This is a genomic window from Pseudomonas sp. R38(2017) (genome assembly GCF_002112395.1).
Taxonomy (GTDB): Bacteria; Pseudomonadota; Gammaproteobacteria; order Pseudomonadales; family Pseudomonadaceae; genus Aquipseudomonas.
This window is the reverse complement of sequence record NZ_NEHN01000006.1, coordinates 473,161-485,685: the sequence shown is the minus strand read 5'-3', so window position 1 is coordinate 485,685 and position 12,525 is coordinate 473,161. Positions and strand designations below refer to the sequence as shown.

General features: G+C 59.7%; 9 protein-coding genes. 1 reads left to right on the top strand and 8 read right to left on the bottom strand.

From position 1 onward, the window contains the following. Positions 1 to 53 precede the first annotated feature (53 nt). Positions 54 to 920, bottom strand: a complete 867-nt coding sequence (locus CAF87_RS18115) for a pirin family protein (RefSeq protein ID WP_085732535.1) — start codon at positions 918 to 920, stop codon at positions 54 to 56. Between the two features lie 220 nt (positions 921 to 1,140). On the opposite strand from CAF87_RS18115, the gene dkgB reads away from it, so the two are divergent. Beyond that, positions 1,141 to 1,944, top strand: coding sequence for a 2,5-didehydrogluconate reductase DkgB (gene dkgB / locus CAF87_RS18110; protein ID WP_085732458.1), 804 nt, complete (start codon positions 1,141 to 1,143; stop codon positions 1,942 to 1,944). Positions 1,945 to 1,948: 4 nt separating this feature from the next. Here the strand turns inward: dkgB and CAF87_RS18105 are convergent, their stop codons facing one another. From CAF87_RS18105 to CAF87_RS18075, 7 genes are all read right to left on the bottom strand, one after another. Continuing rightward, complete coding sequence (locus CAF87_RS18105; protein ID WP_085732457.1) at positions 1,949 to 5,170, bottom strand: ATP-binding protein; 3,222 nt, start codon at positions 5,168 to 5,170, stop codon at positions 1,949 to 1,951. Positions 5,171 to 5,180: 10 nt separating this feature from the next. Then, entirely contained in the window at positions 5,181 to 5,807 is a 627-nt protein-coding gene (locus CAF87_RS18100) for a response regulator transcription factor (protein WP_085732456.1), read from the bottom strand. Between the two features lie 135 nt (positions 5,808 to 5,942). Next, positions 5,943 to 6,380, bottom strand: coding sequence for a chemotaxis protein CheY (locus tag CAF87_RS18095; protein ID WP_085732455.1), 438 nt, complete (start codon positions 6,378 to 6,380; stop codon positions 5,943 to 5,945). Positions 6,381 to 6,525: 145 nt separating this feature from the next. Then, positions 6,526 to 7,242 carry an MgtC/SapB family protein gene (locus CAF87_RS18090; RefSeq protein ID WP_085711975.1) on the bottom strand — a complete coding sequence of 239 codons (717 nt, stop codon included), beginning with the start codon at positions 7,240 to 7,242 and terminating at the stop codon, positions 6,526 to 6,528. Positions 7,243 to 7,296: 54 nt separating this feature from the next. After that, complete coding sequence (gene mgtA, locus CAF87_RS18085; protein WP_085732454.1) at positions 7,297 to 9,996, bottom strand: magnesium-translocating P-type ATPase; 2,700 nt, start codon at positions 9,994 to 9,996, stop codon at positions 7,297 to 7,299. Positions 9,997 to 10,487: 491 nt separating this feature from the next. Then, positions 10,488 to 11,825, bottom strand: coding sequence for a lysine N(6)-hydroxylase/L-ornithine N(5)-oxygenase family protein (locus CAF87_RS18080; protein ID WP_085732453.1), 1,338 nt, complete (start codon positions 11,823 to 11,825; stop codon positions 10,488 to 10,490). Between the two features lie 132 nt (positions 11,826 to 11,957). After that, a complete protein-coding gene (locus tag CAF87_RS18075) occupies positions 11,958 to 12,440 on the bottom strand; it encodes a sigma-70 family RNA polymerase sigma factor (RefSeq protein ID WP_085732452.1) in 483 nt (160 codons plus the stop codon). Between the last annotated feature and the right edge of the window lie 85 nt (positions 12,441 to 12,525).

Here is a 12,525-nt window from a genome sequence, read left to right as displayed (position 1 = left end):
GCCCCTCTGAAAAAAACTGTGGGAGCCAGCACGCTGACTCCCACAATGTCGATCTACGCAGGCATCCGTCCGAACCGGCCAGACTGGAAATCAACGAACGCCTGGTGAATTTCCTGCTCTGTATTCATCACGAACGGGCCGTGACCGACGATCGGCTCATCGATGGGCTCGCCACTGAGCAGCAACACCATCGCATCTTCGCTGGCCTCAAGCGTCAGGCGGTCACCCTCACGCTCGAACAACGCCAGTTGCCCTACGCCCGCCGACTCCTCGCCGTTGATCCGGACCGAGCCACGCAGCACCACCAGCGCAGTGTTGCGGCCTTCTTGCAGCCCCAACGTCAGCAACTTGCCGGCATTGAGGCGCAGGTCCCAGACGTCGATTGGCGTAAAGGTCCGGGAAGGCCCCTTGTGACCGTCGAATTCACCCGCGATCAGACGCAGGTTGCCGGCACCGTCCCGGAGGGCGACGTTCGGGATATCGCTATCGAGAATAGTCTGGTAACCCGGGGCGGCCATTTTGTCTTTGGCCGGGAGGTTGACCCACAGCTGCACCATTTCCAGGTTGCCACCCGTTCTGGCGAAATCTGCGGAATGAAACTCCTCGTGCAGGATTCCGGAAGCAGCGGTCATCCACTGCACGTCGCCGGGGCCGATCTTGCCACCGCTGCCCGTGGAATCGCGGTGCTCCACTTCGCCGTCATAAACGATGGTCACGGTTTCGAAACCACGGTGTGGATGCTGACCCACCCCACGCCGTTCAGTGGTCGGGGTGAAATGCGCGGGACCTGCGTGATCGAGCAGCAGGAACGGGCTGATGTGCTTGCCCAGGTTGTCGTAGGAAAACAGGGTACGCACCGGAAACCCATCGCCGACCCAGTGGCCGCGAGGGCTGGTGTAGATACCGATGAGGTTTTTCATGGTGGGCTCCGAATTGAGGTTGATCATGGACTGATCATAAATTCGCCACGTATTTAGCACTAGTCAGCCAAAACCGGCCTCATCGTTCTACGGATGGAACGATACTCCATCCAACGATTCGTGATTTTTGATCAACAGTACTTTGTCCCGACAGCGGTTTTTCTCAAGGAAACAGCAGCGGATACTCCCGCCCATTCCCACTGCACCCCTGGAGTCCTGCATGTCTGTTCCCGCTTTCGGTCTTGGTACGTTTCGCCTGCAAGGTCAGGTGGTCATCGATTCGGTGAGCACCGCCCTTGAACTCGGTTACCGGGTCATCGACACCGCGCAAATCTATGAGAACGAAGCGGAGGTCGGCCAGGCCATCGTTGCCAGCGGCATCCCTCGCGAAGAACTGTTCATCACCAGCAAGATCTGGATCGCCAACTTTGCCGGTGAGCGCCTGGTCGAGAGCCTCAAGGAGAGCCTGCAAAAGCTGCAGACCGACTACCTCGACCTGACGCTGATCCACTGGCCGTCGCCGGAAGATCAGGTGCCGGTCGAAGAATTCATGGGTGCCCTGCTGGAGGCCAGGCGCCTGGGCCTGACCCGGCAGATCGGTGTGTCCAACTTCACAATCGACTTGATGAAACAAGCCATCGCAGCAGTCGGCGCGGAAAACATCGCTACCAACCAGATCGAGTTGCACCCGTACCTGCAAAACCGCCAGGTCGTCGAGTTCGCGCAGAGTCAGGGCATCCAGATCACGTCATACATGACCCTGGCCTATGGCGAAGTGCTGAAGGATCCCCTGATCGTGCAGATCGCCGAACGCCTGCAAGCTACCCCGGCGCAAGTCACGCTGGCGTGGGCGATGCAATCGGGTTACGCGGTGATTCCGTCGTCGACCAAGCGCGCCAACCTGCAAGGCAACCTCGGCGCCACCGCGCTGACCCTGAGCGATGCCGACATGGCGCTGATTTCCACTCTCGATCGCGGCCATCGCCTGACCTGTCCCCAAGGCATAGCGCCGCAGTGGGACTGATCGATCAGGCCTGAAGTTGCTGTGCGAGGTCGTGCATGGCCTTGCGCAGTGAATCAATGGCGGCCATAAGTGCAGCCTCGGGCTCGTCGTCGCGGCAGGCCTGTTCGAGTATCCGGCAGGCCGAGACCACGCGCTCGGCACCGATCATGCGCGCCCCGCCCGTGACGTGGTGTGCCAGATCACGCAAGCCTGCACGGTCTCTTTTGCGGCCTGACACGTCCAGCCGTTTGAGGTCGGCGTGCAGGCTGTTCAGTACCTCCTCACGCAATTGCCCGATCAGCGGGTTGTCCGCCCCCGCCAGTTGCAAAAGCGTACTCAGGTCGAATTCAGCCGATCCCTGATCGTCCAAGTGCTCGACCTGCGCTTCACCGGCCCCTGCGGCCATCAAGGCATGGCTCAGCTCGCGCAGCAGAATCGGCTTGAACAGGCAATCGTCCATGCCGGCTGCCAGGCATCGCTGTTTTTCTTCGATCTGCGCATTGGCGGTAAAGCCAAGTATCAGGCAAGGCGCACTGCCCGTCGCCGCCTCGTTTTCACGAATCGTTCGCGCCAATTCATAACCATTGGTTCCGGGCATGTTGATATCGGTGATCAATGCATCGAAAGATTCACCACGCCACACCGCCAGCCCCTGCTCACCGTCTCCGGTGTCAACGGCGCGGTGCCCGAGCTCACTCAATTGCCGGCACAGTAACAAGCGATTGACCGGATGATCATCCACCACCAGCACCTTGAGCGACTTTTGTTCTGTCGCCGCTGGCTCCGTCAGCGCCTCCTGTACACGTGGTTCCAGAACGGGTAGCGCCAGTCGCAGCATGACCTGTGTGCCGCGACCCGGCTCGCTGCTCATCCACAGATCGCCTCCCATCATCTGGCACAGGTTACGACTGATCACCAGCCCCAGACCTGAACCGCTGCGCCCCGAAGATTGATGAATGCCGACTTGTTCGAACGGTCTGAACAATCGCTCCTGATCCTCGGCAGTGATACCGCGACCGCTGTCTTCGATGATCACCCCCACTTCCACCTGTCCATCCTGCGCGGTGAACACTTGCAGCAGCAGGCTCACCTCTCCGTCATCGGTGAACTTGATCGCGTTGCTCATCAGGTTCGCCAGCACTTGCTTGAAACGCAGGGGATCTAGCATCACCTCAACGTTGCTGCGCTTATCCAGTTCTACGTGCCACGACAAATGCTTTTGCCGCGCCAGGCCTTCGAAAATCTGGCACACCGAGGCCACCACCTCGCGCAGATTGGTACGCTCGGGACTCAGTGACAAACGCCCGGATTCAATGCGCGCAATGTCGAGAATATCGCCGATCAATGCCAATAACTGCCGCCCCGCACTGGATGCCACCTCAATGGCCGGGCGATCAGTCACGCCTTCTTCGGCACGCTTGAGCGCCAGCTCGAGCATGCCCAGCAACGCGTTCATGGGTGTGCGGATTTCGTGGCTCATGACCGCGAGAAACGTGCTTTTGGCACGGTTGGCGTCATCGGCCGCATCCTTGGCCTCCTGCAATTGGCGTAGCCATTGCTGGCGCTGGCGAATCTGTCGGCGCTGAAAAGCGATCCAGCCCAATGCCAGCAATAGCAATCCCGACGCACCGGCGAATCCAAACAGAATTTCCCGTCGATGGCGCTGCCAGTAACTGTCATCGGCAACCGCGTCACGGCCCCAGCGCTCGACCAGATCGTCGAGTTCCTTGGGGGCAATGCTCAACAACGCCTTGTTCAGAATCGAGTACAACACCACGGCATCCGGGGCGGTGGCCAATGCAATCCGGGCAGGCTGATCCCCCACCGTGCCGACAATCCGGGTACGCCCCCGGTACTGACGGGAAATCAGATAGCGCGCCACCATCAACGAACTCAACGTGGCATCGGCCTGCCCGCTGACAATCGCTTCCATTCCGGCAGCCGGGCTTGGTACTTCAACCAATTTGAGCTGCGGTACTCGCTCCAGCAGATAATCGCGCAACGGGTGACCGCGATAGATCGCCAGCCGTTTGCCGGCCATGTCGTCCAGGGTTCTCACGCCCGACGCCGATACCCCGCTGACCAGCACGAACGGATTGTTCAGATAGGCCCGGGAGAAGCGCATTTCGAGTTCACGCTCGCTGCTGGGTGTCACCACGGGCAGCAGATCAAGCTCCCCGGCCTTCAACTGTTCGATCTGTCGGTCCAGTGACTGCCCCCGTACGATCTCGAACTTCAGGCCGCTGCGCTGACTGATCAGGCTCAACAACTGCGCCGTGAGCCCCTGCACTTTTCCCTCGGCATCAAAGAACGTCAGTGGGGCGAAATCCTCGATCGCACCGACCCGCACGCTCGGATGCCGACCGAGCCACGCCTTTTCACTGCTGCTGAGACTTACCCGCGCTTGTCCCGTAATGTCCGCACGCCCGGCACTCCAGCGCAGCTCCATGGCCAGGCGTTGCTCCATGGGAATGGCCAGCAAGGCCTTGTCGACCAGTCGTTTCAAGCGTGTGTTGCTGCGAGTCAGGGCAAAGGCGAACGGGTTGGCGTCGAGACCCGAGGGGCCGGCCAGTTGCAGATCGTTGTGGAAGTTGATGTTGATCAGATAGCTGGCGCTGATGATATCGCCGAGATACAGGTCATCCCGCCCGAATGCCACGGCGCCGAGGGCATCGAGAATCGAGCGATAACGCTGCAAGGTGGCTTGCGGGTAAGCCCTTTCGATGGTCGAGGCCGGCAGGTAGTCATCCACTATGGCGATACGCTTCCCTGACAGATCATCGGGCACCGGTTCGTCGAGCCGGGTCACCCACATCGGCTGATCTTCGGCGTAGGCACGAGAAAGCATCAGGTCGGGATCGGCAATCTCAAAGTTGTTCGAGGTGCCCAGCAAGTCCAGTTCCCCGGCCTTGAGCGCGGCCATGGCGGTTTCGCGGTCGGGGTAGCACAAGACCTCGATCCGGACATTCAGCACCTGTGCGATCGCGTCGGCGTACTCGGCCGTGAGGCCTTCCAGTTCATGCCGGTTGCGGGTCAACTCAAAGGGAGGATAGTCCGGCCCGGAAGCGCCGATGCGCAATACCGGGTGTGCCCGGAGCCACTGCCGATCCTGGTCGTCGAGGCGAACCCGCACGCCCTCCAGCCGGGTGCGAGAGATGATTTCCAGCGGCTGCGCAACGTTGATCGCCTGCACTGCTGTGGCAAACATCAACAGCAACAGGCAAACGAAACGCTGCGCTCTTTTCATCGGCAGCCCCTCAGAACAGACCGTTGCGTTTGACGAACTCTCGCAGCAACACCAGCGAACTCATTCCAAGCTTGAGCATCAAGCGGGTCTTGTAGGTACTGATGGTCTTGTGGCTCAGGCTCATTTCTTCGGCGATGAGTTTGTTGGATTTGCCGTGAGCCAGTTGCAGCAGGATGTACATTTCGCGGTTGGACAGCCGTTCGATCAGCGCTTTCTCATTACTGTGTACACCGGGTTGTCCTGCATTGACCGCCGGCAGTTCGGGAAAGTAGCTATAGCCTGAGCGGACAGCTTTTATTGCATTCTGCAACTGCCGCAATTCGGCAGATTTGTTGACAAAAGCCATGGCCCCCGCCTGACGGCAACGCACCATGAAATGCGCCGGATCGGCCGAAGTGAAAATCACCACCTTGCAGACGATTCCGATGATCTGGATACGCTCCAGCACCGCCAGTCCGCCCGTTCCGGGGAGATTCAAGTCGAGTATGACCAGCTCCGGCGAATGTTTACGGATCATCGGCACGACGTCGACTCCGCGCGACACAACGTGAATCTCTTTGTAACCCAACTCCTGCAACAGAATTCGGATGGCCAAGGCCACCACCGGATGGTCTTCGGCGAACACTACTGAACCCATGTCCACTCCCGGTGCGAATACATGATTACGCCAACGATCTTGACTGAACGGAACAAATGGCGCCCGCGCGACGACTGTTACACGAGACGCCCACTGTGGCACCTGTCAAACCTGACAGTTGTGCCATCGCCTCAACTATGATCCGGCATGCAATTGCACCCGAGGTTTAACCGGGCAGCCCTCTGAAGAGCGCACCCGGGAAGCCTCGACCGACGCCATCAATTGTGAGATGGCGCTTATTGAGGGCAACGCGGCGTCGCAGGTGGTGATCTTTGACCGAAAGTATCCGGGAACATCCGATGAGTTCAGCGCTTCGCCGTAGACCAGTGCATGCCGGACCTGCGCCAGATCGAACAGAAATCCGTGCAGTTCCGGCATTGCGCCTGCCAGTTGAGAATCGGTCACCAGTACATCGAACGGCTCGCAGCCGAAATCGATCAGTGACAGCAGTTCGGTGAAGTTCTGCACCGGTGCAATGCGGTAGTAATCGAGGGCATTGAACATCCGCTCGATCTTCATCCGGTGAAAGTGCCGGGTGTCAGCGATCAAAATACGCAAGGTTTTGTCGGCCATCGTGAAAGTCCCGCCAGTCGCTTCAAGTGGCGGCAAGACTACCCAAGCATCGAGGCATGCTCTGTAGGACTATTCCGAAAATAACCGTCACTCATCCGGATTGATGGCCACCTTTGCCATTGCCCGACAATGGGCATTCGCTTGCTTACTCCGTGGTACTCGGACTCCAGAACGCCTGAACCACCAGGTTCGAAGTTGAAATCCGCTTCACCAGTGCGTCCAGTTCATCGCCGTCCACCGATGTCGTTGCGAGCGTGGCTTCGATCTCGATTTCATCGGCACCGAAAGCGTGTACATCGACGTCACTGGCCGGGTAGTTGCTGCGTTCGAGCTCGGCCTCAAGCAAGGCAAACACGGCGGTCTGCTGCGAGCGCCGGGCGATGACGTAGACGATGTTGGTGACTTCCGCCGAGACCACATCCAGTGGCTGGCGGTTGATGTTGTTGACGATCGGTCGCAGCAACGTATTCGCGGCGAGCACGAACAAGGTGCCGAGCACGGCTTCGGCCAGCAGGTCGGCGCCGGCACAGGCGCCGACCGCTGCCGAAGTCCAAAGCGTGGCGGCGGTGTTGAGACCGCGCACGTTGCCCTCTTCGCGCATGATCACACCGGCGCCGAGGAAACCGATCCCGGACACCACATAGGCAACCACCCGGACTGCGCCTTCGGCCCCGCCGAGACGGTTGGCCATATCGACGAAAATCGCCGCACCGACCGCCACCAGCACGTTTGTGCGCAAGCCCGCCGTACGTTGCCGGTACTGGCGCTCGAAACCGATCAGCCCACCGAGAATGAACGCCGCGCTGAGGCTGACCAGAGTATCGAGCAGCGAATCGAGGTTGATGTTGTTGATGGCTTGCATGTTGAACTCCTTGAAACCGCCCCCCTTGCTCCCACAAGGGGGGAATCATTCCTGTTACTGCCAGCCGAACCGACGGATGTAAAAGCCTTTAACAGCCTGAGTCAGTGCCATGTACGCCAGCAGGATCACCGGCAGGAACACGAAGTACATCGACGGCAGTGCCTGCAGTTTGAAGTAGTGCGCCAGCGGCCCCATCGGCAGGAAGATGCCCACGGCCATGATGATTCCGGTCATCACCAGCAGCGGCATGGCCGCGCGGCTTTGCAGGAACGGAATCTTCGGCGTGCGGATCATGTGCACGATCAGCGTCTGGGTCAGCAGCCCCACCACGAACCAGCCGGACTGGAACAGGGTCTGGTGATCCGGGGTGTTGGCATCGAACACGTACCACATCAAGGCGAACGTTGTGATGTCGAAGATCGAACTGATCGGGCCGAAGAACAGCATGAAGCGCCCGACATCCCCAGGCTGCCAGCGCTGTGGCTGTTTCAGCATTTCGTCGTCGACGTTGTCGAACGGGATCGCGATCTGCGAAATGTCATACAGCAGGTTCTGCACCAGCAGGTGCATCGGCAGCATCGGCAGGAACGGAATGAACGCACTGGCCACCAGTACCGAGAACACGTTGCCGAAGTTCGAGCTGGCAGTCATCTTGATGTACTTGAGCATGTTGGCGAAGGTCCGGCGCCCTTCCAGCACGCCCTCCTCCAGCACCATCAGGCTCTTTTCCAGCAGGATGATGTCGGCCGCTTCCTTGGCGATATCGACTGCGCTGTCCACGGAAATACCGATGTCCGCGGTGCGCAGGGCCGGCGCGTCGTTGATGCCGTCGCCCATGAACCCGACCACATGGCCGTTGCCCTTGAGGATGCGCACGATGCGTTCCTTGTGGGTCGGCGTCAGCTTGGCGAACACGTTGGTGGTTTCTACCGCCACTGCCAGTTGCGCATCGCTCATGCGTTCGATGTCGTTGCCCATCAACAGGCCTTGCTGGGCCAGGCCCACTTCACGGCAGATCTTAGCGGTCACCAGCTCGTTGTCGCCGGTCAGCACTTTTACGGCCACACCGTGTTCGGCCAGAGCCTTGAGTGCCGGCGCGGTGCTTTCCTTCGGAGGATCGAGGAATGCCACGTAACCGATCAGCGTCAGCTCCTGCTCGTCGCCCAGGCTGTAAGTGTCGCGCCCTTCAGGCATCGACCGTGCCGCCACCGCGACCACGCGCAAGCCTTCAGCGTTGAATGCTGCTGTGACCTGACGAATTCTCGCCAGCAATTCATCGCTCAAGGCTTCGTCGACTTCACCGTGACGAACCCGGGTGCACACCGACAACACTTCTTCCACCGCGCCTTTGCAGATCAACTGATGCGGTTGGCCGTGTCCTTCCACCACCACCGACATGCGCCGGCGATTGAAGTCGAACGGGATCTCGTCGACCTTGCGATACGCCGTGCCGACTTTCAGTTCACGGTGGATTTCCACGTGCTCCAGCACTGCCACATCGAGCAGGTTTTTCAGGCCGGTCTGGTAGTAGCTGTTCAGATAAGCCATTTCCAGCACGTCATCGGAGTCTTCACCCCAGACATCGACATTGCGCGCGAGGAAGATCTTGTCCTGGGTCAACGTGCCGGTCTTGTCGGTGCACAGCACGTCCATGGCGCCGAAGTTCTGGATCGCGTCCAGGCGTTTGACGATGACCTTCTTGCGCGACAGGAATACCGCACCCTTGGCCAGGGTCGAGGTGACAATCATCGGCAGCATTTCCGGGGTCAGGCCCACGGCGATCGACAGCGCGAACAGCAACGCTTCGGTCCAGTCACCCTTGGTGAAACCGTTGATGAACAACACCAGCGGCGCCATGACGAACATGAAGCGGATCAACAGCCAGCTGACCTTGTTCACACCTTGCTGGAACGAAGTCACCGCCCGATCGGTTGCCCCGACCCGCAGCGCCAGCGCACCGAAATAGGTGCTGTTGCCGGTGGTGAGAATCACCGCCACCGCTGTCCCGGACACCACGTTGGTGCCCATGAACAGGATGTTGTCCAGCTCCAGCGGGTTGCGCGTATCGCGATCCGCCTGACGGGGGAATTTCTCCACCGGCATCGATTCGCCGGTCATCGCGGCCTGACTGACAAACAGATCCTTGGCGCTGAGCACCCGGCAATCGGCGGGAATCATGTCGCCGGCCGAGAGCACGATCAGATCCCCGGGCACCAGTTGTTTGATCGGCAGTTCAGCACGCGGCGCATCCCGGCGCAGCACGGTGGCGGTGTTGCTGACCATCGCCTTGAGCGCGTCGGCCGCCTGGTTGGATTTGCTTTCCTGCCAGAAGCGCAGCAGGGTCGAGAGCACCACCATCGAGAAAATCACGATGGCAGCCTTGAGGTCGTCCGTCAGCCACGAGATCACTGCCAACAGGGTCAGCAGCAGGTTGAACGGGTTTTTGTAGCAGTGCCACAGGTGGGTCCACCACGGCAGCGGTTGCTCATGCTCGACTTCGTTGAGGCCATGCTGTGCACGCAGCACATCGACTTCGAAATCGGTGAGGCCATCAGTGTGGGTGCCGAGGTTCGACAGCAGCACACCGCTGTCGCAATGGGCGGCGTCCACCAGCGTATTGGCCAGGGTGGGCGGCACCTCACGGCTGACCGTGGTGTCTTTGAGGGTTTCCAGCAACGCCAGGCGACGGAAGTGCCGGGCGATGTGGCGTGTGCGCAGGAAGCCTGCGAAAAATTCCTTGAGCGTAAGTTTCATGGCTGTTGCCCCTATGGTCAGCCGGGAAACCGTCAAGCAGGTACGTCCAGCCCTCTTGCACCGCAAAACCGGCACGGCAAGGGTTGGCGCGCCGGTCAAAAAGACAGGCGTGTCGATAGGGCTGCGATTGCGACAATGAAGTCGAAACCACGCTCTTTTCAGCGTCGATGAGAAGGACGTCGGGACATGGTCTCAACTGACCATGATCGGGATGCCGCTGCTCGCTGTTCGGCGAGACAACGGCACAAAGGAATGCGCGTTATCTTGCCGAGAATCTGCCGGTTACAAGGACCGGCCGACAACTGTCACTCGAACAAGTACCCACTGTGGGTCTCCGCTATTGATGAAAACGCGCGAAGCTTACGCCCCGGTGCCTGGAGAGTAAACCCGCAAAAAGAAGTGTGTCGGGCAAATGCAGGGCCATTCAGGAAGGGTTCAGGATTGACCTCGAAACGACTCCCGCGCTCGGCGCGGGAGTCGTCAGTAAGTCATTAGCTGGCAGTCGCCAACAACAGATCCAACACCGAACGGCTGTGCCCGCGACTCTTGCCATGCTCATACAGCGAGCCGGCAATCTCGTCCGCACGAATCGGCAGGATCGACAGCAGCGTATCGCTCAGGCCGTGGCTGGCCTGGCAGAAGCCCTGCATGTACAGACCGGCCTTGCAGCGCTCGTCGGTGATCAGTTTGTAGTTGCGATCGACCTCGAAATCACCCAAGTACTCTTCCAGCGGCGCCAACAGTTTGCGGTGCATCTGACGCTCGTAACCAGTGGCCAGCACGACTGCATCGTAGGCACGCACGGTGACTTCGCCGGTGGCGTTGTTGCGCACGGTCAGTTCGATGCCGTGCTCGGTAGCAGTGGCTTTCTCGACAGTGGTCAGGGTGCGGAACGCATGGCGTGCCACGCCGGAGACTTTCTGCCGATAGAAGATGCCGTAGATGCGCTCGATCAGGTCGATATCGACCACCGAGTAATTGGTGTTGTGGTACTCGTTGACCAGACGCTCACGCTCGCTGCTCTTCTGCTGGAAGATCAGGTCGGTGAATTCCGGCGAGAACACTTCGTTGACGAACGGGCTGTCGTCCGCCGGCTTCAGCGCCGAGCCGCGCAGGATCATGTCGACCTGCACCGACGGGAACGAATCGTTCAGATCGATGAAGGCTTCCGCCGCGCTCTGGCCGGCGCCGATGATCGCGATGCTCATCGGCTGGTTGTTGACGCACGGTTGTTTGGCCATCTCGGCCAGATACTGCGAGTGGTGGAACACCCGGGCATCACCTTTCAGCGCCTTGAACGCCTCAGGAATACGCGGCGTGCCACCGGCGCTGACCACCACCGAGCGCGCGGTGCGCACGAATTGCTGGCCGTCCACACCACGGGAAATCACTCGCAACGCTTCAACCTGATGGTTGTGCAGGACTGGCTCGATGGTCAGCACTTCTTCGCCATAACGGCTCTGTTCGGTGAACTGCGCGGCGACCCAGCGCAGGTAGTCGTTGTACTCCATGCGGCACGGGTAAAAGGTGCCGAGGTTGATGAAGTCCACCAGACGACCGTGGTGCTTGAGGTAATTGACGAACGAATACGGGCTGGTCGGGTTGCGCAGGGTCACCAGATCCTTGAGGAAGGAAATCTGCAACTCGCTCTGGGTCGACAGGGTGTTGCCGTGCCAGCTGTAGGTCGGTTGCTTGTCGAGAAACAGCACATCCAGTTCGCCCAGGGTCGGGGCTCGCTCCTGCAGAGCGATGGCCAGCGCCAGGTTCGAAGGGCCGAAACCGACGCCGATCAAGTCGTGAACGATGGGCGATGCAATTGCCTGTGTCATTTCCAGTGTCCTCTGGATGAACCCCTCAACAGCGGGGATGAAGCCTGGGTGACCTGACCGGCCTTGTGCAGGACAGCAGATCGTCTGTTGAGTAGGAACGAGGACGGTGAAAAAAAATTTAACCGGGAACGATCAATGTCCATCCCATTGCTTGATGCGCACCCGGCAATGTTTCATGGCGTTGACGATGTGTTTTTCAACCAGTGCCTTGGAAATGCCAAGGTGTTCGGCGATTTCCGGGTGCGACAGCCCTTCTATCTTGCGCAGTAAAAAGCTCTCGCGGCACAGCGCCGGCAACTCGGCCAGTGCACGCTGCAACAGCGCCAGGCGCTGGCCATGATCGAGGCTGTGATGAGGAGAAGGACTGAAATAGCGCTCTTCGCTATCGAGCACATCAAGGGATTCGACCTGACGCGAGGCATTGCGCCGATGGTCATCGATTACCAGGTTGAGAGCTGTGCGGTAGAGAAACGCGCGGGGCTGCTCGATCGGCGTGTCGCTGGACCGCTCCAGTACCCGCAGATAAGCGTCATGCACTACATCTTCGGCCACCTGGCGGTTGCCTAGCTTGGCGTTCAGGAAACACACCAGCTCGCGATAGTAGTTTTCCAACATGACTCCCGGCCGCAGGGTGCGGTTTCGATCCTTGAGCCAGACCGGCGATCTGCCAAAACAGGCAGTGGCACGATGGTGGCAAATT